Source organism: Haloarcula limicola (genome assembly GCF_010119205.1).
Classification (GTDB): Archaea; Halobacteriota; Halobacteria; order Halobacteriales; family Haloarculaceae; genus Haloarcula; species Haloarcula limicola.
On the sequence record NZ_WRXM01000002.1, the window covers coordinates 274476 to 298012 of the forward strand.

General features: G+C 59.5%; 27 protein-coding genes and 1 tRNA gene. 14 read left to right on the plus strand and 14 right to left on the minus strand.

Features of this window, described 5'->3' with window-relative positions:
* Positions 1-38 precede the first annotated feature (38 nt).
* From GO488_RS10855 to GO488_RS10900, 10 genes are all read left to right on the plus strand, one after another.
* On the plus strand, positions 39-689 hold the full coding sequence (locus GO488_RS10855; RefSeq protein ID WP_162317845.1) for an adenylate kinase: 651 nt from the start codon (positions 39-41) through the stop codon (positions 687-689).
* Positions 690-723: 34 nt separating this feature from the next.
* Positions 724-1617, plus strand: a complete 894-nt coding sequence (locus GO488_RS10860) for a DUF106 domain-containing protein (protein WP_162317846.1) — start codon at positions 724-726, stop codon at positions 1615-1617.
* 88 nt (positions 1618-1705) lie between these two features.
* Positions 1706-2284: a (d)CMP kinase gene (gene cmk / locus GO488_RS10865; RefSeq protein ID WP_162317847.1), complete on the plus strand. Its 579-nt coding sequence runs from the start codon at positions 1706-1708 to the stop codon at positions 2282-2284.
* Between the two features lie 2 nt (positions 2285-2286).
* Entirely contained in the window at positions 2287-3180 is an 894-nt protein-coding gene (locus tag GO488_RS10870; RefSeq protein WP_162317848.1) for an RNA-guided pseudouridylation complex pseudouridine synthase subunit Cbf5, read from the plus strand.
* 71 nt (positions 3181-3251) lie between these two features.
* Positions 3252-3322: transfer RNA gene (locus GO488_RS10875), tRNA-Pro, on the plus strand.
* 229 nt (positions 3323-3551) lie between these two features.
* On the plus strand, positions 3552-3758 hold the full coding sequence (locus GO488_RS10880) for a DUF7563 family protein (RefSeq protein ID WP_162317585.1): 207 nt from the start codon (positions 3552-3554) through the stop codon (positions 3756-3758).
* Complete coding sequence (locus tag GO488_RS10885) at positions 3755-4093, plus strand: hypothetical protein (protein ID WP_162317849.1); 339 nt, start codon at positions 3755-3757, stop codon at positions 4091-4093. Before GO488_RS10880 ends, GO488_RS10885 begins: the two co-directional genes overlap by 4 nt.
* Positions 4094-4320: 227 nt before the next feature.
* Entirely contained in the window at positions 4321-4827 is a 507-nt protein-coding gene (locus GO488_RS10890; protein ID WP_162317850.1) for a hypothetical protein, read from the plus strand.
* Entirely contained in the window at positions 4824-6482 is a 1659-nt protein-coding gene (locus GO488_RS10895; protein ID WP_162317851.1) for a DUF7845 domain-containing protein, read from the plus strand. The genes GO488_RS10890 and GO488_RS10895 overlap by 4 nt, the downstream gene beginning before the upstream one ends.
* Before the next feature lie 313 nt (positions 6483-6795).
* A complete protein-coding gene (locus GO488_RS10900; RefSeq protein WP_162317852.1) occupies positions 6796-7281 on the plus strand; it encodes a hypothetical protein in 486 nt (161 codons plus the stop codon).
* A 143-nt stretch (positions 7282-7424) separates the two neighbouring features.
* Here GO488_RS10900 and GO488_RS10905 read toward each other — a convergent pair whose 3' ends face one another.
* From GO488_RS10905 to GO488_RS10970, 14 genes are all read right to left on the minus strand, one after another.
* On the minus strand, positions 7425-8426 hold the full coding sequence (locus GO488_RS10905) for a hypothetical protein (protein WP_162317853.1): 1002 nt from the start codon (positions 8424-8426) through the stop codon (positions 7425-7427).
* 329 nt (positions 8427-8755) lie between these two features.
* The gene (locus GO488_RS10910) at positions 8756-8998 is read right to left on the minus strand and encodes a hypothetical protein (protein WP_241692930.1); all 243 of its coding nucleotides are present in this window, start codon (positions 8996-8998) and stop codon (positions 8756-8758) included.
* Between the two features lie 1064 nt (positions 8999-10062).
* Positions 10063-10353, minus strand: a complete 291-nt coding sequence (locus tag GO488_RS10915) for a hypothetical protein (RefSeq protein ID WP_162317855.1) — start codon at positions 10351-10353, stop codon at positions 10063-10065.
* Positions 10350-14279, minus strand: coding sequence for a hypothetical protein (locus GO488_RS10920; RefSeq protein ID WP_162317856.1), 3930 nt, complete (start codon positions 14277-14279; stop codon positions 10350-10352). The genes GO488_RS10915 and GO488_RS10920 overlap by 4 nt, the downstream gene beginning before the upstream one ends.
* Positions 14280-14433: 154 nt before the next feature.
* Complete coding sequence (locus tag GO488_RS10925) at positions 14434-15585, minus strand: ATP-binding protein (RefSeq protein WP_206674407.1); 1152 nt, start codon at positions 15583-15585, stop codon at positions 14434-14436.
* A gap of 241 nt (positions 15586-15826) precedes the next feature.
* Positions 15827-16219 (minus strand): hypothetical protein, encoded by a 393-nt coding sequence (locus GO488_RS10930; protein WP_162317857.1) that lies wholly within the window; start codon positions 16217-16219, stop codon positions 15827-15829.
* Positions 16206-16622 (minus strand): hypothetical protein, encoded by a 417-nt coding sequence (locus GO488_RS10935; protein WP_162317858.1) that lies wholly within the window; start codon positions 16620-16622, stop codon positions 16206-16208. The genes GO488_RS10930 and GO488_RS10935 overlap by 14 nt, the downstream gene beginning before the upstream one ends.
* 52 nt (positions 16623-16674) lie before the next feature.
* Positions 16675-16965 carry a hypothetical protein gene (locus GO488_RS10940; protein ID WP_162317859.1) on the minus strand — a complete coding sequence of 97 codons (291 nt, stop codon included), beginning with the start codon at positions 16963-16965 and terminating at the stop codon, positions 16675-16677.
* Positions 16962-17405: a hypothetical protein gene (locus GO488_RS10945; protein ID WP_162317860.1), complete on the minus strand. Its 444-nt coding sequence runs from the start codon at positions 17403-17405 to the stop codon at positions 16962-16964. The genes GO488_RS10940 and GO488_RS10945 overlap by 4 nt, the downstream gene beginning before the upstream one ends.
* On the minus strand, positions 17398-17754 hold the full coding sequence (locus GO488_RS10950; RefSeq protein ID WP_162317861.1) for a hypothetical protein: 357 nt from the start codon (positions 17752-17754) through the stop codon (positions 17398-17400). Before GO488_RS10950 ends, GO488_RS10945 begins: the two co-directional genes overlap by 8 nt.
* A 100-nt stretch (positions 17755-17854) precedes the next feature.
* Positions 17855-18292 (minus strand): hypothetical protein, encoded by a 438-nt coding sequence (locus GO488_RS10955; protein WP_162317862.1) that lies wholly within the window; start codon positions 18290-18292, stop codon positions 17855-17857.
* Complete coding sequence (locus GO488_RS10960) at positions 18292-19716, minus strand: hypothetical protein (protein ID WP_162317863.1); 1425 nt, start codon at positions 19714-19716, stop codon at positions 18292-18294. Before GO488_RS10960 ends, GO488_RS10955 begins: the two co-directional genes overlap by 1 nt.
* Positions 19717-19857: 141 nt before the next feature.
* Positions 19858-20124, minus strand: coding sequence for a hypothetical protein (locus GO488_RS10965; RefSeq protein ID WP_162317864.1), 267 nt, complete (start codon positions 20122-20124; stop codon positions 19858-19860).
* On the minus strand, positions 20121-20300 hold the full coding sequence (locus tag GO488_RS10970; RefSeq protein ID WP_162317865.1) for a hypothetical protein: 180 nt from the start codon (positions 20298-20300) through the stop codon (positions 20121-20123). The genes GO488_RS10965 and GO488_RS10970 overlap by 4 nt, the downstream gene beginning before the upstream one ends.
* 148 nt (positions 20301-20448) lie before the next feature.
* Between GO488_RS10970 and GO488_RS10975 the strand changes: the two genes are divergently transcribed.
* The 4 genes from GO488_RS10975 to GO488_RS10985 all read left to right on the plus strand — a co-directional run bounded on the left by GO488_RS10975 (position 20449) and on the right by GO488_RS10985 (position 23428).
* Positions 20449-20706: a DUF8053 family protein gene (locus GO488_RS10975; protein WP_162318635.1), complete on the plus strand. Its 258-nt coding sequence runs from the start codon at positions 20449-20451 to the stop codon at positions 20704-20706.
* Between the two features lie 129 nt (positions 20707-20835).
* Positions 20836-21444: a hypothetical protein gene (locus GO488_RS10980; protein WP_162317866.1), complete on the plus strand. Its 609-nt coding sequence runs from the start codon at positions 20836-20838 to the stop codon at positions 21442-21444.
* A gap of 237 nt (positions 21445-21681) precedes the next feature.
* Complete coding sequence (locus tag GO488_RS20210) at positions 21682-21963, plus strand: DUF7692 domain-containing protein (RefSeq protein WP_422111218.1); 282 nt, start codon at positions 21682-21684, stop codon at positions 21961-21963.
* 469 nt (positions 21964-22432) lie between these two features.
* A complete protein-coding gene (locus GO488_RS10985) occupies positions 22433-23428 on the plus strand; it encodes a Cdc6/Cdc18 family protein (RefSeq protein ID WP_162317867.1) in 996 nt (331 codons plus the stop codon).
* Positions 23429-23537 lie beyond the last annotated feature (109 nt).

Genomic DNA, 23537 nt, shown 5'->3' on the forward strand with positions numbered 1-23537 from the left:
TGGACAACCATTTAACGCGCGCCGCAGAACTCGCGAGCATGCCGAACCCACGAATCCTGATTCTCGGGCCGCCGGGAGCCGGTAAGGGGACCCAGAGCGCGAACCTCGCCGAGGAGTACGACGTGGAACACGTCACGACCGGCGACGCGCTCCGGAACAACAAGGACATGGACATCAGCGACATGGACACGGAGTACGACACGCCCCGCGAGTACATGGAAGCCGGCGACCTGGTGCCCGACGACGTGGTCAACGCCATCGTCGAGGAAGCCCTTTCAGAGGCTGACGGGTTCGTCCTCGACGGCTACCCGCGCAATCTCGATCAGGCCGAGGAACTCGAAGGGATGACCGACCTCGACGTGATTCTCTCGCTGGAAGTCCCCCGCGAGGAACTCGTCGAGCGCCTGACCGGCCGCCGGGTCTGTGACGACTGCGGTGCGAACTACCACGTCGAGTTCAACCCGCCCGAGGAGGAGGGCGTCTGCGACGAGTGCGGCGGCGAGCTCATCCAGCGCGACGACGACAACGAGGAGTCGGTGCGCAACCGACTGGACGTCTTCGAGGAGAACACCGCGCCCGTCATCGACCACTACGAGAACAACGAGTCCTTCGTCATCATCGACGGCGAGCAGCCCCCCGATGAGGTCTGGGACGACATCGAGACCGCGGTCGACGCCCGCGTAGAATAAACGTTGATAAGCCGTCATCGCTGAACACAGTACAATGGCACGCACCGCGCCGAAGGTAGACCGACTCGCCGACGAAGGCGAAGCGATGACCGACGCGCTCGCGACGGTCCTCTCGGTCGCCGAGGAGAAGGGCACCGTCACGTGGAGTGACGTCAGCGACGACCTCACGAGCGGCGAGTGGGGCCGACTCATCGAATCCGGCCTGCTCATCGACGCCGACGGCGAGGGGTTCGTCGTCGACGACCCCGAGGGCGTCCGCGAGGCGCTCGAGGAGTCGGACCCCGAACCGGCCGAGGACGACGACGACGGGGGCTGGAGCACGTGGGACAAACTCGCCGGGCTCGCGACGCTCGGCCTGTTCGCCGGCTACTCGCTGACTTCGGTCCGCGACGCCATCGGCGGCGTCATCGACATCGGACTGGGACCACTCGCCGAAATCCTCCCGTTCTACGTCGTCATTCTCGTCCTGGCGGTCTTCACCGGCACCACGTCCTCGATTCTGCAGGACCAGCTGATGGACATGGACGGGATGCAGGACAGTCAAGAACAGATCAAAGACATCCAGAACCGCCTCGAAGACGCCAAGGAACGCGGCGACGACGAGGCCGTCGAGCGCATCGAGCAGGAGCAGATGGAGGCAATGACCGAGCAGATGGGGTCGATGTTCGCCATGTTCCGCCCGATGGTCTGGATCATGCTCATCAACATCCCCGTCTTCCTCTGGATCTACTGGATGGTGTTCGGCACCGGGATGACCGTCGAGGCACCGGTCATGACGTTCCCCATTCTCGGCGAAGTCCAGAGTTGGCAGGAGGGCGTCGCCGGACCGATGCAGGCGTGGATCGTCTGGTACTTCCTCTGTTCCATCTCGTTCACCCAGATCATCCGAAAGGCGCTCAACGTCGAGACCAGCCCGACCGCGAGCTAACCCGCGACCGGGTCAATCGCCGCTTTCGCGACCGCCCGTGGCCGCGTGAAGACACAACTCCTTTTATCGCCTCCCTCGGAGAACGACCATGTTGATCACCGTCTCCGGCCCGGCTGGGAGCGGCAAGAGCACGCTCGCCAAGAGCCTGGCCGACGCGCTCTCCTACGACCACGTCAGCGGCGGGGACATCTTCCGCTCGCTGGCCGAGGAGCGGGGGATGACGCCGCTGGAACTGAACAAGGCCGCAGAAGAGGACGACCAGATCGACCGCGACCTGGACTGCCGCCTGCGTGATATCGCCGCCGAGCGCGACGACCTCGTGCTCGAATCGCGGCTCGCGGGCTGGATGGCCGGTGAGTACGCCGACATCAAACTCTGGCTCACCGCGCCGTTAGACGTCCGCGCCGACCGCATCGCCCAGCGGGAGAACAAGCCATTCGAACAGGCCCGCGCCGAGACCCAAGAGCGCGGCCAGAGCGAGGCCCAACGGTACAACGACTACTACGACATCAACTTCGACGACCTCTCTATCTACGACCTCTCGGTCAACACCGCCCGCTGGGACCCGCAGGGCGTCCTGAGCGTGACGCTCCACGCCATCGACTCCTACCGCGCCGACGGCGACGAGGGGAAAGCCCCCATCGAGAACATCCGGTACGAGTTCTGACCATGCCCCTCCGTGGCCCACCCGGAGAGCGAGAGCCCGATTCCCTCCAGTCGTTCGGCGTCGTCAACCTCGATAAACCGCCCGGACCGTCCGCCCACCAGGTCGCCGCGTGGGTCCGCGACGCCACCGGACAGGACCGCGTGGCCCACGGCGGCACGCTCGACCCGAAGGTCACCGGCTGCCTCCCGATCCTGCTGGGCGACGCCGCGCGGGCGGCCCGCGTCTTCGACGACGCCGTCAAGGAGTACGTCGCCGTCCTCGAACTCCACGGCGACGCCCCGGCGGACTTCGAGACGGTCGTCGCCGAGTTCGAGGGCGAGATCTACCAGAAACCGCCCCGGAAGAGCGCCGTCAAACGACAGCTACGCACTCGCACCATTCACGCCCTCGACGTCCTCGAACGGGAGGACCGCCGCGCGCTCCTGCGCGTCCGCTGTGCGTCGGGCACCTACGTCCGGAAGCTCTGTCACGACATCGGGCTGGCGCTCGGCACCGGCGCGCACATGGGCGACCTCCGCCGCACCGCCACGGGCACCTTCGACGATAGCAACCTCGTGACGATGCACGACCTCGTGGACGCGCTGGCCTTCGCCGAGGAAGACGGCGACACGGCCCCGCTTCGCGAGGCCATCCAGCCCGCCGAACGCGCGCTCGTCCACCTGCCGCGGGTGACTATCGCCCCCAGCGCCGCCCGCGAAGTCGCCGACGGCGCGTCGGTGTTCGCCCCCGGCGTCATCGACGCGTCCCCGGCCGAGATCGGCGACGCCGCTCTCGAACGAGAGTCGCTCGTCGCCTGCTACACCCCGGACGGGGCGGCCGTCTGTCTCGGCACGCTGGTCGGCGACCCCGACGCCGACAGCGGCACCGTCGTCGCCCTCGAACGCGTGCTGGTCTGACCCCGACACACCGGCCCACGGCGCCGGCGAAGCGAAGCCCTTAATTAAAACACCCCCCTCCTCCCGAGTGCGGGACCGTGGGGTAGCGGTATCCTCGGCGCATGGGGTGCGTCGGACCTGAGTTCGAATCTCGGCGGTCCCACTCAATTTCTACCCGGATGGAAATTACGCGACGCACAGAGCTACTGCAACCAAATTCCTGATTACTGCCAAGTGCAGTAAACACCCGTCTTTAAGTGCGAGGTGGTCGGCGTGAGTTCCGACACCTCCGAGACGGAGGTAACCCCACTCGTCTGCGAGTTCTGCGGGTTCCCGATTACCGACGCGCAACAGCGCTGCCCGGCCCTCGACGACGGGAGGTGCTATCCCTAATGCCGTCCTGCGACAACTGCGGAGCGCACGTCTCCGCGGACTACCACCGCGTTCGAGCGGGTAACGACGGCAAACTCCGCGCCTGTCCCGACTGTACGAACCCGGCGACCCGCCAGCGCGACGCTGCTGGCGTTTCCTCAGCGTACGCCGTTCGGAGCGACGAGAGAGGACAGTCTATCGCCACCGACGGAGGTGATGACACGTGACGACCGACGTGACGCTGGAGACGCCGTGTCTCGCAGATACCTGCTGGCAGCGCACTGCTGTCGACTCCGGTCGCGTCGAGAATTTCGACCTCTGCCAGCAGTGCTTCCCGAACGGCTGGGACGACGTCACCGAGGAGATCGAGACGTTCCTCTACAGCTACCGGAACGGCTCGAAGCTCCACCGAAGCGTCGACTACGACGGCGAAACCGACTTCTCGATGTTCGGTCCGAACAGTGGTGATAACGGGCTGGCCGCGAAGCTCGAAGACCCCGAGTTCGAGCCCGACTACGAGTTCGAGTGGGATCGTCAGCAGGACAGCGAGGAGGTGGCGTAGATGGTCTCGCACAACGACGTCTGTGAGTCCTGTGGTGCCGTCGATCGGACCACGGAGGTTCGCTGGCCCGACGGTGTCACCCGCAAGATGTGCGTCCCCTGCGAGCGGCGCTGGATGATAATCTGGCGTCACTTCTGCGAGATTCAGCCTCAGCAGGCCAACCGTGTCAGGGCGGCCGCAAACCGTGCTGGTCGAGCACGTCCAGACAGCGGGGAGGCAGATGACTAATGCCCTCGACGTCACAGGCGGGAGACCGCCGCGAGCGGTTGCACTGCGAGGGTATCCGGAAGCGTATCGGTGAAGACCCGGCGCGATGGCTCGACTGGGATCTGCTGTCGCACGAGTTCCGTCGGGAGATGGTGTTGACGCTCATCGACGGGATGGACAGCGTCGAGCGAGTTCGCGCGTGGCGAGCTGCCGAGCGCCGACTGGCCGCCCGCCACGAGCGTGAGCCGCGGACGAAGGTCATGCAGCGCCTCGACCAGCGCGAGGAGTGGCTCGACCTCCATGGCGAGCGCCCCGAACGCCTCCCGCACGGCCCACGACGGCCGTGTGACTGTTGCGCCAACGAGGACGGCCCGACGGCCGCTGAATTGCGCGAGCGCGACGAAGAAGAACGTGCGAAGGTGAGTGCTGGCTACACGCCTGACAGCGTCGACACGAGCGAGACCTCACCGGAAACCGAGACCGCGACGCTCGGTCAGTACGCGACTGACGGAGGTGAGCCGCAGTGACGGGTGTCGTCACCAGCATCGAGGACGTCATCGACCTCCAGCCCCACCGTATCGGCGCGCACACCATCTTCGACGAGGCTGGTCTTTCTCCGTATTGGGCGATGGTGAGTCAGTACGAGCCGGACCTCGACGAGCGAGAGGAGACGTTCACCTTCGACGGCGTCGAGTACGAAATCACCCGGTCGAATCACTGGGAGGGGAAAATCGAATCCCCACCATCGGCGACGTTCGACGGGGCGATGAACGAGTACAAGCTCGGTGTGTACGCTTCTGACGACCCACACAACGAACTGGGCGCTGACTTTACCTTCAGACCCGGTTTTCCCAAGGCATGCCACGTCGAGACCGGCGACCTCATCAGCGGCATGCCGACTGAGTGTCCCGAGTCTGTCCGTGTTCAGGTGGAGTCAACGAACCTCTCGCAGTTCGAAGTGCTCGGACTACTCCAGTCGCTTGCGTCGTACCTCTCTATCGACGCCGGCTACTTCGTCGAGGCTCACGAGTGGTCGCGCATCTACGCGTTAGAACTGTACGGGCGCATCGAGCGCGATACTGCGACAGGGAAGGTCGCCGGGAAGGGCGGCGTCCTCGAACACCTCTCTCAGTTCTCGAACGGGCGCGGTCGCGGTGAACACCACTGGGACCACGAGGAAATCAAGGCACACTACGAGGCTGTGGCGTTGTCTCCCGACAACTGGAAACGACTACTGCCCGATCAGACGCTTGCGAAGGGTCTGAAGTGCTATCAACCGAAGTGGGTCCGTTCGAAGACGTCAAGCGACGACCCGCTGTACCACCACAAAATCGAGTGTCAGTACTGGGCCGATTACTACCCCAGCGGCGAGACGCCGATTCAGTGGACTGGTTACGATACGGCCGTCGCGGAGTTCCGCGAGACCGTCGTGAACGCGCTCCACTGGGCTGGCGTCGATTTCTCGCCCGACTCGGACGTCTGGATTGAAGATCCGTACTTCGAGCCAGGGCAGGCTGACGACGCGATCGACGTGCGACCGAACCCGATGCCCGACCTCGAACAGCAAACCCGCGCCGACGCAGCCGACCAGCTCGCTGGTCCGGAGACGAGCGAAGGTGCCTGGGACGTGCTCGTTGCGATGACCGATGGCGGCGGTCGGCACTACCAGGAGGTCGCCGATGAGGCCGGGAAATCGGCGTCGACGGTCTATCGCGCCGCCGAGCGCTTCGCCGATATCATCGAAGTCGACAACGGCATGGTTCGGTTCCGCGACGGCGTTGTCCGCGATCAAATCGAAGAGATCGCCGAGCGCTGGCAGGCGACGAAAGATACGACCATGGACTCGCTGAAGCGCGTGGCCGACCGAGCGTCGCCGTTCTCGCGCCGAGAAGACGGCGAGCCGAGCGCCCTGGAGCGCTGGGCGAATCGCCACGGCATCGTGGTCCACTCGACGACAGACCCGCTGAAGATGGAACTGAAGCGGCCGGTGAGCCTCCAGGAGATACTGAAGATACTCCGCTCGGGGCTCGAAGCTGCCGAAGCCTCACCGCTCACGACGGACCGCTTCGAGAACGCGCTCATCGACTGGACCGGCCTGGACGGCGACGTTCGAAAGGACCGTCGCGTCGTGAACAACGAACGGTTCCTCGGTAAGCACAACGTGGACCGGCCCATCTGGTAAGCGGCTCCAGCAGAGAGGCATCACTATCCAGCGGCCGGTTTCGTTTATATACCAATCGCCTTCCAACCCCCTCAGCCGTGTAATTTTGTCTGTCGCTCGACTCGTCAGCCGGTGGCTTCGCGGGCGCTTTCGCACCAGTTGGGCAAGGCCCCCTTAGGTAGTGTACCGAAGGGTACTCAATCTAAATACCCACCCCTCCCTTCGGTCGGGCTGGACCGCACCGCAAAACCGCAATACTACCGCCACCGCACAGCCAACGTCCCCCTTGAACCCACCCTGACTCTTTTCGTTGATTGGGATGTCACATAGAGTAATGAGCGACCCCGACTCTCAAAGTGCGGAGAAGGTAGATGATGATTTTATAAAACTACAATATGAGCAAGCTTTCGACTATCTGCAAACGCATGATGACTTAATATGGCAAACCCCTTCAGTGGCTGCTGCTGTTAACAGTGGAATTCTGTATATTGCATTTCAGCTTGTTGATCAACCGGAGATCCGATCGGCACTTCTACTTATGGCGATATTTCTCACGAGTTCATTGACGGTTGCTCTTATCAAGCATCGTTACTTTATGATTGTTGAATCTGAGACTATTCGCGAAATTGAAAAACACTTCAACTCACCATCGATTCAGAGGAAAACAACCCCAGAGACCAAGACTGCCTATTGGTCTGAGACAAAGCCGACTGATTTCCTTCAAACTAGAAGTGCATCAAGATGGTTAATCCGGGGTATGATTCTATCTCTATTTGTTCTGATTTCCCTGCTCGTATACACCATCCAGAATATTTTCTGATTTCCATAATTGTTACAGATGTGATTAATCGTCGTGGCTAAGGCCACGCCCCCTGCTGGGCGCAAAAACACACACCACTCCGCGCCGCGATTCCACCCGATGCACTTGAAGTGGAGGGTTCGTCTCAACTAAGGCCTTCTGAGCTATTGACTAGACTTTATTTCTGGGAAGAGGCCCTTTGAAAGAACCTCCGTTCGCTTTTTGATAGGGTAAATATCTTCTCTTGGCATCTCTCCAAATTTGTGATGAGCCATCCAATGACGCTCTGTTTCTGCCCAAGATTCCAATTTATCAATAGTCGTCGTTGAGACAATATTTTCGTCGTCTAAGTAATCTACAAGATGATATAACTGGAATCCGCCGTGTATATCTTGACGCTGTTCTTCTTCCTCAAGCAGATCGCGGTCCACCTCATTTTCAAAATATGATATTATAAGCCATTCAATGGCGAGAATATAGCAGTTCAGCGCCGCTCGGAAATCACGTCGCTGGAAACACTTGTCTGCTTCATCGATATATTGAGTGGCAGTTGCCCCATATTCTGATTTCTCAAGTACATCACGCTGCTGTGGAGCGATTGTAGGTTCCAAGAATTCAGCTACGATATATGGTTGTCGAAGAGCTTGTAATCCAAGGCGGCTGCTGATTTGCCTTACCTGGCGTTTGTTGGTATGAGCGACGTTTTTCTCATCGTAATCTCGCGATTCAGATAATACGCCTTGTCGATATTGTTGCAGTGCAGTGGGTTCCGATTCAATTTGCAATTCGAATTCTTGTCCATCTTCGAGATGGACTGGAACAAAATGAAATATTATCGAATATGGCAAATCTGGTCTTCTGTTACTGAGTTTTGTTAGGTGCGATTTGTTATTGAACTCTCTTTCACTCGATAAACTGAACTTTTGCTTCAATTTGTCAAATATTGATGGGTTTGGATTTGGAAGATCAGCATGGAAAGTCATTGAACGAGGCGCTGGCTCCCAGATCTCAAGGTCAATATCAGCATGAATGAATCCATCTTGCTGTAGACAGAACCGAAGATACTCCTGTATACCTGAGAGATCCTCTTCTTCAGGATTAATTGGCAGTCGATAGCTGGCTCGAACTACTAATTCGTCAGGGTCTGGCGTTTCTTCTCCACTCATATCTAATCTAAAATTAGCTAAATCACCAATATGGGTATTCTAATTCGTCCCTCACATTACCCCACTTCGGAAACCAACTGAGATTACAAGCCCCACATACGAATTTTATACGCTCGTCTTTGTCTGGTTCCTCAGAATACTGAATCCATTGTGGCTCACGCTCCTTTCCACAATCGGGACAAGTTCCATCCGATTCGCCCTCTTCAGACGTCATGACAGTATTCAATTGCTTATCTCTATTCAAACTATCCCGCGACTAACCAAATATGTCGTTTTCCAATCTTACGAACACTTCTCTCCTACTGATTCATCTCCTGTATGTGTAGGACTTATCGACATCCCACCTGCCACTTTCGCTCGTAGTCTACTGGCAACTCCTCTGTCCCCAGCACCTCCGCGATCTCTTCGGGAGTCACGCTTCCCTGCTCAATAGCTCGTTCCATGAGTTTCTCGTACGTCCCGTTCGGATGTGCGGCGTTCTCCCCAGCACAAAGACAGTAGTGATTGACCGCTTGGTCGATAGCCTTGCTCTTGGTTTTCTCGCCGGTCGCGCCGAGTAGTGCCTCGAACATCCGCTCTCGATGATCGGTCATTCGCAGTCGCATAGAATTGCACACGTACCCCGGAAGTCTAGTTTTTTCGCCTACTTCGACGCCTGATTAGCGGTGATATTCTCCGCCGTCCCCGCGACGAACCGATGACGACCGTCACCACGCCGGTCCCGACGACCGCAAATTGCACACTGACCAATTCGGTAGCGTGTGCAAAACGAGAGTTCGTCTGAAATCGAGATGTGACCCCCCGGTGTGGGGGGGTTAGAGAGATGCTTGTTCCTCAGGTAGATAATCTATGGACGATGCAACAGGATTTTGAACTCTCTAGAAATACTCAGATTTTGAGAGGAATAGTATGCTAAAATAGCGAATCCATACAGTAGAGCGAACACAACAGATGAAAGCTTATGGTACTTCTGTTAAATCACATAGGTATCAAGGAGTGTCCGATGAATTTTCGCTCTCTCATAGATCGCATCGGAACATGGATTCAGCGAAAAATCCAGTCAAAGGAGGTCAAGGAGCATCTAAAAGAACATTACCCCACAGAATCGCAGGAATCTGATGAACCATCGGGTGTGAGTCGAGTCAGGAACAAGTATCTTGATACGTTTGCAGACCGTTTGCTAACCTACATTATAATTCTTGTACTTATTATTGGTACTACGGCAGTAATTGATGCCGTTTTGTGTGGGATTTTACCGAACCAAATATTCGGACTTTTGATTAGTGTCTTTGGATCCGTCGTCTTAGGTAGAAGTCTATTGAAGGGCCCTTACACCATTGTTGGCAGTCGAGGCACGGGTTCCTCTCAGCAGATAGAAAATAATCTTGTAGAAAGTTCTGTAGATGGAGTTTTTGGGATTAGTTTACTCATCTTAGGTTTCATCGTCCAGATTCTCTTTTCATTCGGTATATCGATCTCTCCTCCGCTATGCGTCTTCTAAGCGGCCCTTCTCCTCACGATTGCCATTATGGTTCCCTCAGGTGATTAACTATTACATTGAAGGATAGACCCGAATTTCGAGGGAGGCCCATTTGTAAGAGATGTGCCTTGTATTCATCACAGTCTCAATAAACTATCAATGACCGTGGGTTTCAGGGAGCCATATCTCTCTTATTGGAATCGATGACGCAACTCCTGAGAGCCACGACCAAAGCGTTTCGAGGTTGAGCGAGACATCGACGCCTGGCACTAAGCCCGAGCTCAACGCAACGGCCACGAACGCGAACACAGCGCCGATACGTACCCACGCGCCGACGCGAGTCAGCACCGACAGCACCTCCCGGCCGTGATAGAACATCACCGCCGCCGAGACGACTGTCACTATCGAGCCCGAGACACCCAGCGCGTGCAACAGCTCACCGATCATGGGCTGATCCGCTCTCCGTCGACTTCGATTATCGTCTTTTGGCCGACCACGAACCGCTTGTACGCGTAGTACACTCCGAACCCGACCAGCGTTATCACGACCGCTGGCGCTATCTGAGCGAGGTTCTCCCCGAGCGGTCCGAGCACGATTCCCGGCTGGTACGACTCGCCGATCCCAACGACCACGACGCCCGCCGCGGCCGCCGTCCCGCCGAGCACGAACATCCGATCATCGACGAACCGTCGGAGGAGCAACGCGACAGCGCCGACAGACAGCACGCCGATCGCTACCAGCACGACCGGACTCGAGAGCGGTCCGTCTTGCGTGTCGACCGGCCCGACCGACGACGGACCGATCCCGCCGCCAGCGGTCCCGCCCGACGTCGTTGAGTCGTTCACTTCCCGGATCACCAGCGTCTCCGAGGAGTCGTCGTCGACCAGCGTTACCGGAGACTCCGCGGTCGCCGTGTCGCGGACCAGTCCCGCAGACTCCGAGAACAGCTCGTACTCGCGCCCGCTGACCGTCTGACCCCATACGTACGACACCTCGTCGTTCGGCGTCGAGCCCGGCGAGACGGCGAGTGTCGGCGACGCCCCGCCTTCTTCGACGCGAACGTGTACGTCACCGGACTCGATCCCGACCTCGAGGGGGATCGTCTTCACCAGCGCCGTCGATCCGTTCGCCGCGTTCGGGAGAAACAGGTATTGCTCTCCCGACGCCGTCAGCTCGACATAGTCGTTCTCGCTGGTCCAGCTCTCGTTGACCGTTCGATGCACGTACGAGCCGCCGTCCGTCTCGCTCACCTCGATATAGAACCCCGGTCGCTGTTCGACCACGGTAAAGCGCGTATCGAGAGAGTTCCCCGCCACCGTCGGCTCGTCGATGCGAATCTCGCCGTTCCCGACGTTCACCTTCGACCCGTTCGCCCGCACTTCGACCGTGTCGCCAGCCTGGACATCGCCGAGCTCGGCGACGAGACGCGTCCCGTCGAACTGTCGGTCAGACTCCGGCACCGACGACCACGTTCCGCCGTTCACTCGCGTCTCGATCCCGCGCACGTCGACGACGTTCCCCGAGAACGGGATCGACAGCGTCGCGTTCGTCACACCGTCCGCGTAGGTCCGCGAGACGTTGTACCGCTCCGACCACGTCTCGCTCGAGAAATCGACCGACTGTTCGTCGAGCGCGTCGTGACGGTACTCGAGCCCGACCGCCGGGCTCGGCGCGTCCGCCGCGAGGTCGCCGCCGACGGACACCGTGATGTCGTTTGTTCCCTCGCGGACCCAGCTCGGGTCAGTCGTCAGCGCCGCGGTCTCGCCGTCCGAGAGCGTCCCGCCGTACGACGTCGTGTTTCCGTTCACCGTCACCGTCACGTCCCGCGTCTCCGTCCGCTCGCGGTACGTCGTGTTGAGCTGGACGCTCGACCCGCTATCGGTTTGGACGTCGAGACTCGACGAGGACAGCACCAGCTCGGAGACGGAGAACGTCTCGGTCGTCCCCGGCGAGATGATACCCGACCGTTTGACCTCGTACGTCCCATCCGAGTCGACGTCGATAAACGGGTCTTCGGTATGCGCGACGGCTGTCGCCTCGAGGAGATAGTCGACGCCCTCACCCGAGGACTCCGAGAACGCGATCGTCGACGAGCCCGACGAGAGCGAGCCCGCCGCGATCGGCTCGGTCACGCTTGAGCCGCCACGGATCACGCCCGAGTAACTCGCCTCAGCGGTCCCGTCCCCGTCGACGTCGATCGACGGAGACTCCGTCGCCGTGTGCTCGGTAAACGAGATATCGACATCTGTGCTCGAGGCCGCCGTCGACACGCTCGCGTACTGACTCCCCGAGGACAGCATCAGACTCCCCGCGCTGTCCGAGGCCGTCTTGCCCGAGGACAGCACGCCCGAGTAGCTCGCGTCAGTGCTCCCGTCGTTGTCGATGTCGATCGACGGGTTCTCGGTCCCGGTTCGCTCCGTCCAGCTCATCGACCAGTCCGGTTGCGGTCCGAGCGAGGTCGTCGTCGAGACGCTGTTACTCCCGAGCGAGAGCCCGTCGACAGCCTTCCCCGACGACGTCTCTCCCGAGCGGTAGACACCCGACCAGCTCGCTTCATCAGTTCCGTCCCCGTCGACATCGACGCTCGGGTTTTCTGTCGCGTAGTTAGCCGAGTAGTCGAGCGAGTAATCGAGCGACTCATAGGTCCCCGAGAAATCATAGGTCGTCGACGACCCCGAGAGCGAGACGCTCGTCGATCCCGACGACCCGGACGATAACGCCGAGACGGTCTTCGTCGAACTCTCGTCCGTTATATCGACCGTCGCGGAACTTTGCTCTAAGCGGATACCCTCGTCCGAGTAATCTTCAAACGCAAGTCGAGGCGAGTCATATGTTGTATCAATAGATTTGACGTGAAATCCGACCGTAACCGCACTCGCGCCACCCGTGTCGAAGTTAGATATATCCGTCGTCTGATAATCGTCGGGGTGCGAATTCTCGTTGAACGAGACACCAGAAGCGACCTTAGTCCCGCTGAATGGGTCCCCAGTCCCCGCGACCATGTATATGTCGACGGTCGCTGACATATCCTCTATTGCCACCCCATCGCCGTCCGAGGTCGAGGTTTCCGTATAGATCGATTGGACTTCCCGAGGCGGTCCCTCTATCGTCCATGTGTGATTCTGATTCTGACCATTGTCCACTAAGCGACGGATATACCCGGAGGTTTCCTCCGTCGAGGTCGTGAACTGAGGCGTGACGGTCATGGTCCCGCCCGACGCGCCGATATTGCCCTGATAGCTAACCGTCTCCGAGGCCGATCCCGTGACGGACCCGCTCGCCGTCTCCGAAGACGACGACTCCCGGCCAGTGATCGAGACGCTCTCGCTCGTCGGCTCGAGGTTCCCGCCGACGCTGACCGAGCCGCTCCCGGTCCCACTTCCCGAGCCCGCCGCCGTCGTCTCCCGACCCGTGAACGTCACCGAGACATCCGTCGCTGGTGCGTTCCCGCCGACCGTGTACGACGTCGTGTCCCCGTTGCTGAGTCCCGTTCCCGAGACTGTCCGCGGCGACGTCGACTCCCGGCCCGTGAACGTCACCGTCGGGTTCTGTGCCGGTTGGTTCCCCGACAGCGTCACTCCGATCGACCCGCCGTCGCTGGCGGTCCCGCTCGTCGACCAGGCCGTCGTCGTCTCGACACCAGTCACCTCGAGCTCGGGATCGGCCGCACCGTTCGGTCCGAGCGGGTCACTGGTGCCCGCAATCGACACCGGCACCGAGCCGCCCGAACCGACCGTGCCCGACTGACTCTCCGTCTCGTACGTCGTCGAGCCCGTCAGATTGATTCGATAGTTGTCGACCGCGTCGACGTTGTTGATATCGTACGAGTACGTCGACCCGTCGGCCGCCGGATCGCCGGTCACGACGACCTCCCCGCCGAACTCGACAGTGTTGCTCGAGAAGTGCGGGATGTCGAAGATATAGAGGTCGCCCTGTCGCTCGACCCGACTTTGCCACTCCGAGCCGTCACTGTTGTATCCGTACACGACCGCCGGACGGTAGCCGAGCGCCTCGCGCACCGCTGTCGCCGGGACCGCCACGGTCCGGCCCTCCGAGTGGACGTCGTCAGCGAACACCAGTACTAGATCCTCACCCGAGCCGAGTCGCGTCGCGTTCGGTCCCGTCGAGCGATCCCCGGTCGTGATCGACACCTCGAGCGTCTCCGCGTGAGAGCTCGTCATGACCGAGCCCTCGAGGTCGTCTTTCCCGACTGGTGCCGTGCCGTTCGTGAGGTCAGCCACGTTGCTGTTCGGGATCGTCACCAGTCCCGACTGTGCCGACGCTGTCCCAATCGCGCCAGCTGGAACGACGCCGACCAGCGCCGAAACTATCAGCAACGCGGCAAGTGCAACCCCGCGCGTCTGTTCGCTCATCTGCGCGCACCTCCAAGATGCGCGCGCCCCCGGGGGACCCCACCGATCTTATCCGACACGCGCGCGTGCGTAGTCGGCAAATTCGCGCCGATCGCGGCCGACCGGGTCCGCTCGATTTTTTCTCGCTGAGGGGGGTTTTTTATCGAAAACATGACTAATTCACCGTGATTTTGAGTTTGTAAGAGTGGGGCGTCGGGATGTCCGACCACGCGAACGCCTCGAAATTCGTCTCCGTATACATCAGCGCCTGACCGACGTCCATCATCGACGTCTGGTCCGTGTGCATTGGGACGCTCTCGAACCCGACGAGGTTGCCCGCTGTCGTCGGGTTCGCTCTCCCTGGCATCTGAATCCGCCAGCGAATCTTTCGACGAACGCCGTCCCAAATGTCGACCTCGTCGTGTCCGTACAGATTGAGCGTCAGTCCCGTTTTCCGCGCGTCTACCCACGAATCTTTGAGCATCTCCGCTTTCTGGTACGAACCGAACTGGTCCTTTTGAACTGACTGAGGGACGATGTCGCCGATCTCGTCGAGCGTGATAGTCGTCCAGTCGAGCGGTCCGTGCTCGACGCGAGCCAGGATGAAACCGAACCACCAGTGCGTTGCCGGGTCCTCCTCGTGGAACAGCTGACCGCGAGACGGCGCGTCGTACTGTTTCTCGTCAGACTCCTCGTACACCGCTTGACAGCCCCGGAGCGTCGGGTCGGGATAGACCACGTGGATCGAGCCCCGCTCGAGGATGTCGTGACACAGATGCACCGGGTCCTCGTAGTACACGACCTCCCGAACGATGCGATCGAGGTCGTCGACGTCGAGCGTCACCGACGGCTCACTCGGGAGCTTGCTCTCGAGCCGGACCGAGACGTCGGCACCTTTCGGGAGACACAGCGTCACCCACGGAGCGAGCGGTAGCCACTCGCTCCTCGAGGAGGTCCCGCGCCACACGTGCATCGAGTTGTTGACCTCGATATCGCGAGTGGCGAAGTAACACCCTAGCGTCGACTTCCCCGAGCCCGGTTTCCCGGTCGCTAAGAAGTCCGTCCCGCCGACGCTCTCGCCCGTTGGCGGTTGCCAGTGCCGTTCGACGTAGTTCGGGATCACCTTGTCGAAGGCGAACTTCGAGCGGTCCCACGCCGGGATACCGAACTCTCGTCGGATGCTGTCAGCGTCCGTATGCCGACGCGTGTCCCCGGTCGCTTGCTGAGTGTTCCGTACCGGCGCGTGGAAGCTCGAGAGCGCCTCCTCGCGCTGTTCTTGCGACGTTTCCCCTCTTACCGAGCGTAGTCGATCCTGAATCGTGCTCATAGCGTTGTGGGCGAACTTCGCGTCTGTTCCGCGTCGGGGAGCTCACCCGCTCTCCCCGCCATATCTCTCACTCCCCGATTCATCGCTGGCACCAGATGTACCGCCGCGAACAGCTCCCGCGCTGGTCGCATCTCTCGAGACGTCGATGTCAACAAACGCCGCGTCTGAGGCTCCGTGTGGGCGCGTGTGATAAGGTCCCCCTCGGACGTCCCCGACACCCACTCGGGCTTGTCGACCGAGTTCACCTCCCCGTGCGTCGCCAGCTCGACCGTCTCTCCCCAGTCGATGATCGCCGACGAGTCCTCGAGCCCGGCGACGAGCTGAGTGATCGCCTCCTCTTGCCGACTGTCGAGCTCGTCGAGCGCTGGTCGCATAGCGCCGTCCCGATCCCGATCGCCGCGATCACCAGCGTCCCGACGATGTCGACCGCCGACATCGACGACGCCTCGAGCGCGAACTCCGTCGCGCCGTATGTGATCCAGCCGCCGACCCCGAGCGCCCCGAGGTTCCCGAGACACCAGACGAGTAGCGAGCGGTCCTCGCGCACCGTCTCGACGAACGACCGCGAGCCCTCGAGGAACGACAGCCGTCGCTCGACCTCGTCGACGTCGTGATCGTCTCTAATTAGCGGCACCGTTTGCCCTCCACACGACGCCGATCGCCAGGATAGACACCGCGATCAGCCCGAACTGCCACGCTTTCACCGGGAGCGCTCCCGAGAGCCCGGCAGTTCCGACGAGTCCCGTCACGACACCGCCCGCGAGCACCGGGTCAGAACCCGCTATTCCCGCGATTTGCATCAGCGAGAACACCAGTTCTTGCCCAATCGTCGACATCACCGCGATTACTGCCAGCGCCAGTGAGCCACCCGCTCCGACGACGCCGCCCGTCGCCGACTGAGCGCGCTCGCCGACCGACTCGATCGTGTCCCCGACCGTCTTCGACTGGTCCCGTTCGTCGAACGTCCAGTACGCGACGAGGAACAGCGCGAGGAATCCCGTGATGTACTTCCAGTTCTCGAGGAGGAGGTCTAACACCGCTGTCCCCTCCGTTCGTTACCTCTCGATTCGTCCGTCTGAGTGTGTTCTATCATGAGTCTACCGTTTCTGACAGGTTCTTGAGCGCGCGATACAACTTCGACGCCGCGTAAATCGCGCCGAGCGCCAGCGCGACGGGTTTCAACAGCTCCGCCGGGATCGCGTCAACCTCCGGCGCGATCGTGAACCCGAAGATGCTCGCCACTGTGAACAGCGAGCCCGACGACGTCGCCAGCCAGTGCCCGAGCTCGAGGAGCAACGGGAACTTCACGATCGACATCCCCGCCCCGACGACCGCGGTCGCCAGCGACGCCGGATGTCGAAGGGACTCCGAGAGCGTCATTTGCCCTCCAACAGCGTTTGTATCCCCGATATGACCGGAACCGAGTCCGCCAGCGCCCGGACCACACGAACACCGAGCGCGAGGAGGACCACCGTCACGATCACCAGCACCGGACCGGCCGCCGGTCCGAGTATCTCGACGAGCGCCGCGATCATCGATCGCATCCAGTTGATAACCGCGTCCCCGTAGGTCGCCAGCGATAGACCGCGCTGGCGCTGGAACTGTGAGACGGTGTCCGGGAGGAGCGCCGCCCCGAACTGTCCCGCCGAGAACGTGATCGCTACCTGGAACTGGTCGGTGATCCACGCGATCCCGTCGGCGACGGAGAACGCCACTCCGACCGCCGCGCCGATCACGAACTGGACGATTCGGCGCATCACGAACGTCTCCGGCCCCTCCTTAGCGAGCGGTTTGAGCTTGCTAATCCAGTCCTCAGCCATACAGCGACCACCCTTTGACGACGCCGTACGCGAGGAGCACGACCACGATCGTTGCAACGGGGAACGCGATCACGTCGAACGCTTCGACGAACTCCGCTGTCTCGCCCCACGCCTCCGACCAGAAAAAGCCCGGGAGCGTGTAGATGCCCGTCACCGTGCGCAGGAACTCGACGTACTGCGACAACGGCTCGATTACCAGAGACGACCACACAGCGGAGATGAACTCCGCGTACTCCGTCCCGAACGCCGTCGAGACGATGCCCGCCATTACCGCCAGCACCGAACCGACGTTGATCCCGGTCCCGTTCGACGTCGTCAGCGAGTCGTACAGCGTCGAGTCTCCGCTCATGTAGTTACCCCCGGAGACACGCACTCGACCCCCACGACGCCGACAGCGGGCGCTCTCCGAGCAACGGACGGCCGACGGCCGCTCCCGTTGCCCGACATCCTCAGTCGCCCTCCTCCTCGGTGCCGATAAACGGGACGTCGAACGGGACGCCCGGCAGGAAGTTCCCCGTCGCCGGGTTCTCCCGTGCTCGAGCGACCACGATCGCCGCCAGCACGACGACACCGACGGCGATCGGGAACGTCAGCGGACCGAACTGAGCCCACACGCCTTGCGACAGCGACTGTGCGGACTCCGTTGCACCGGCTGAGAGAATCTGACCCGGTCCCTCGAGGAGTCCGGAGGTCAGCTCGCCGACGCCCGCCGAGAACCCGTCGAACGTCGCTATCGGGACGTTGAACGCCGCCCCGATCGCGTTCGCCGCCGACGTGAAGAACGCGATCACCGGCAGTAGCATCGCCTTCGGAACCACGTTCGTCAGCGACGAGCCCTCTGTCGACGCGATATCGTTCAGTTTGTTGATCCACTTGTTGTCTGCCATTATTCACCACCGCGGAGCTTCACGTAGCCGAGCGACAGAGTCGCTATGGCGCCCGTGATCCACGTCCAGATGGAACCGAAGATACCGCCGTCACTGACCGGCGCGGCACCGCCCGCCGGGGACGTGTCCTGAAGCATCCGAACCTCGTCGTCTTGCAGAACGAGGAGCGTGTTCACGACGTAGGACTGACCCGGCTGAATCGACGCGTCCAGAACATGCGTCGCGCCGTTCTCGTTGTACGTCGACGAGAGGTCCGACCAGCTCGAGATGTTCTCGAAGTCCGTGTCTCCGGTCCCCTCAGCCATGCGCGCGACCTTGTAGCGCTCGCTGATGAACTTCTGTTCGGTCCGGAGCTCGAGGTTGTGATGCGAGATGTCGATCGCCGTCGGCACCGTGATCCGCTGGTAGAGGTCGAGCTTGCTCGGGTAGCCAGCGTAGTTGTCCGCACTGGTGTAGTTCGCCGAGATGTCGCTCGCCGGTTGGTCGCTCGCTCGGTACTCGATTCCGAGAACGCCGAGGTCCTCGATCGTCGCGTCGTCGAACATCGACGGGAGCGTGTCGAGACTCGTCAGTCCGACCTCGCCGGGACTGTCGACCTCGGTGAAGCTCGTCGCCTCGCCGTTCTCGTATGTCTCGCCGAGTTCGATCGTCGACTTGCGCTCGACGTCGAGTCCGGTCAGCGTCACCGACGCGTCAGCGTCCGAGACGACTATTTCCACGCTCTCGATGTTGTCGAAGGTGCCGTCTCCGGACCCCTCGGTCGGGAGGTCAACAAGCTTCTGCTGGAAGACGTAGCCGTTGCCCTGTCCAGTCGCCGCGACGTGCGTCGAGTCCGTCGACGCCGAGCTGTTGATCTCCGCCGCCTTGTAGTCGCCGTCCGAGTCGACCGCGCGAATCGTCACGTCCGCCGCGCTGTCGAGCTGGTCGACGTTGAAGACAGTGAACAGAACTCGCTTGCTCGGGTCCGAGTCGATCGAGACTCGGTCGTACGTCGCCGTTCCGCTCGAGCCCGAGGCAATCCCCGAGGTCGAGACGGTCAGCGACGTGCTGGTCGAGCTGACCGACGCGCTCGAGGTCGTCCAGTTGCCCGCGTCGAGCGCCGAGCCGTTCTCAGCCGAGCGCGGGAACTTCCGGAGGTCCTCGTCGTCGATCTTGTCGTACCGGACCATCACCGTCTCGTTGAGCGAACTGTTCTGAGTGGCGTTCAGCGAGCGGAGCTCGCCGTTATCGCCGTAGTACTGCAGGGGCGAGTCCATCGCCGTCATGTTGTGAGCGGCGACGTCGACGCGCTCCTCGTAGATGTACGCGTCCGGACCTTCCTCGTAGTTGATAGTGCTGTTCGATGCACTGACGACGTCCGTCAGTCCTCCTCCGAGGACCAGCGCCACCAGCGCGAACGATAGAATTGTCTGTCTGTTTATCATCTTAGGATGTCAGCGGTTCCGGATCGCTACCCGTGATTTCCGTGCTGTTCTCCTCGCTCTCCTCGACCGGACATGTCTCCCGAAATTGCTTGAGATACTGGGCGAACGCCTTACTGACGACCAATCCTCGAGGACCTCGAGTCACACATCGACCTCCTGGCCGCCGTCAGTTCGAGCCGCTCCCTCGCTCCCGGTGTTCGTCATGCTGGGCTGCGTAGACAGATCGGCGTCCTCACGTGCTCGCTCGACGAGTCGAGAGACGAGCATCTGGCCGCCGATGTAGAGCGTGCCGAGCACGAGCGGAGCCGCCAGCAGGACAGCCGACAGGCCAGCCCAGTTGGCCGTTGCGAGGACGGCCGTGATGGACGTGTAGCCGGCGAGATGCACGAAGCGATCTCGCTCGGTCACGCGCCACCTCCGGCCAGCAACGAGGCGCTCAGGTCGCGGCTCGCTCCGCCCGCTTCTCGGCGGTAGCACGCGCGGCGGCGCTCGTCCATGTTTCTGTAGTCGATTCGCCAGTTCCGATGCGCGGTCTCGTCCGCGCTGTCCGTACGTTCTTCCTCACCGGACAGTTCGTGGTCCATGGGTAGGGGTGCTGCCCGCGGTGTTTCCGCGGGTTAGAACCCCGTCTATGGCCTTTATTTTATACTCTCCGCTGAGAAACACACTATGTACACGATATGTCACCGTGAGAAAAGTTTAATACACAAGCCGTGGGCGGAGCGTGTGACGATGCAGAAATTGCAAAATCACGATGGGTCAGGTGTAGTGACGATTCCGAAAAACGACCTCGAACGGGATGGACTACTCGACGAAGGCGGCAATCCGGTCAGCGATACTCACATCGCAGTTGAACGACTCGACGAGCGAGTGTACGTAGTGCGGATGTGTGATGGAAATATTCCCGAATTAGCCGACTGTGACACGATTCGACGTATTGCCGCCGAACGGATTCTCGAAGAAGACAACCTCAGACTGAGAAAAAAGTAGTAAGTTCTTCTCTATTTGGCCGATAATATACGAAGAAACACTCAAGTAGATTTTTCAATCAGCTACATTATCCACACCGTACAATGCGGAATCTTATACTTAGTGAACACATACAAGTTGATAGCCAATATGTCTGAGACTTCCGAGATTCTAGAGCGTGCAGAAAGAACACTACGAGCCTCATACGCTGGGTTAGAAACGTTTAAAAATAATAATGGAGAAGCGAAATTCATTGGATTTCGAAACGCCGTAACAATGGGTAGGTCTGTTACTTTTGTCCTCCAAAATCTAAGCTCAACTGAAGATAGTTTTGATGAGTGGTACGACAAACGAGTTGATGTCCTGAAAGAAGATCCTGCCTGTCAAAGGATGGTCGAACTTCGTAATAAAATTGAGAAAGAAGGTGACGAAGGTGTCACGAACTATGTAAAGGCAAATGGTACTGGAAGTCAGATACTTGGAGAGCTAGGCAGAAATAAACCATCATGGGCTGATGGGATTTTTATCGCAGACCAGTATGGTGGTAGTGGATATACTATTGAGCATTCAGACACTCCAAACGAAAAATATTATGTTGACTTTGATAACGAGTATGTGGATTTTGGAGTATATACCCGAAAAGATAGCGAGACGAAAGAAAGAATTGACGCTGAAGATGACCTCGAGTATTATATACGGTTGCTGGCTGAGTTAGTGGATGACGCGAAGAAAGAGTTCGGACAAAGTCATTCTAACTAGAACCTCCTGAAGACCTTCATAGAGAGGTTGTCCACGACTCCCCCCGGTCACACGTCGACAAGAACCGAATCCCGAATATGAACACGAGCGCATACTACGTGTGTTCACCAACGACCCATCGCAGTCGCCTCGACGCCGCTCACTCCGCAGCGAGATACCCGATTTTCCGGTAGTTTATATACTGCGTCGGTTTGAGTGACCGCAAAATCCTAGGATTTCTGCCTCGTGTTCACGAGCATGGCCGACAACGCGCCACAGTCAGTCCGAATCCGAACCGGCGAAGGGAACGAGTATCGCCTTGACGCCATCGATCGAGCCGCCGGTCGTTATGACAGGAACCGAAGTGACGCCGTCGCCTGTGCTTGTGATGATGCCGTTCGGTTACTCGACGCTATTGAAGACGTACTCGGTCGGTCAGACCTTACTCACAACCAACGCGAAGAGATCGCTACACGGTTTGATCGCGCTGCAAGTGTCAACATAGAAGTCGGGCTCTCAACTCAGGTCGGTGAGAAGTGAGAAGTCGTTTCACAGGGAATCATACACGCTAAGTACGCTACTTGACCAGCAATCTCAGCCGGTTTAACCAGTCACGATTTTATTTCTTCGGGACGACCAGACATTGGTGTATAATAGATAGGGAAACTACGAGAGGTGAAAAATATCTAGTATTATGATTCGTTAGCTAATCTTTTTTATCCACTTCTTACGTACAAGCACAGTCCTTATTTTGTCATGTTTTGAGGGATTAAGCAATCGCGATTCACACAAACCCTTACAGAGATAAGCTACACCACTTCTATAATCTTCTGGGATAGGGTTTCCTAAGGAGGGCAGTCTAACTCGTACCTTCTACGCTGACTCAGATTTCTGGTAGAGGAATAATTGAGAGATCTTCATGGCCATCTAATCTGAACTATTCTTATTTTCACTTTCACTCAGGTTTCTTTGCATTTATAGTTCCGACTGATAACCAGTCCGCTAAGCGATGATAAAAGATGCTACAGCTCTCCGTCACGGGGCTGTTCCGCAGGATTTGTACCATCGAGATGGACAGATTGACCACATCTCCTCGATACTCGACCCCTCGAGCTTTGAATGGGCAGAGGACGTCTGTATCTTCGGCCCTTCTGGGGCTGGGAAAACGACGATAGCGAAGTACGTCCTGCGCGAACTTGAACGAGAGATATTGGATATTCGCTGGGGCTACGTCAACTGTATGGCCGACAACACGGCCGCGAGCGCGATTTACAAACTCGTCCGTGATCTCGGACTCGGGGCCGACCTCCGCGAAGGTGTTTCGACATCAAGGATGCTTGATCGACTCAAACAGTTCGACGGCCAGATTGTCGCGGTGCTTGACGAGGTCTACTCCGTCGAGGAGCGTGCTGTGCTGGCGCTCGAAACGGTGCCGAATGTCTCGCTGGTCGCTATCACGATTGACCAGGACGAGTGGTTCACGGCGCTCAGCGCACAGGCGAAGTCGCGGATGCAGTGTGCAGCAACGGTACGACTGGAAAAGTACCATCATCACGAACTGGTCGATATCCTCAATAGCCGCGTTTCACACGGTCTCAGGACCTCTCGGGTTGATAGCGAGGCGGTCGAGTACATAGCGGACCTCGCCGCTGGGAACGCCCGAAAAGCGATAGCGACCCTACGTCATGCCGCTGTCCATGTTGGGGATGGTCATACCGAGCAGTTGGACGTCAGCGTGGTCGAGGCGATCTCGGACGACGTTGACGGCGAGCTCCGAGATAGGAACGTCCGCTCGCTTGGATCACATCACCGCCTACTACTCCGTCTCATCGAAAACGCGGGCAGTATTGACGCCGGAACGCTTCACGCCCGCTACGATGATAGCGCTCAGGACCCGAAAAGCCGCTCTACACGGCACAGATATCTGAATGATCTTCAGTACCGAGACCTCGTTGAGATTGATGGCGATGGCCGTGGTTCGACGTACCATGCACTCCGCAAGTAAGCTGCGACACTCCGCTGTATTCCATATCGGATTTCTTCTTTCTTATATACTATTTCTAGGGATTCAACTATACCGGAGATGTGCGGACTGACTATTTGTGCTTTTATCA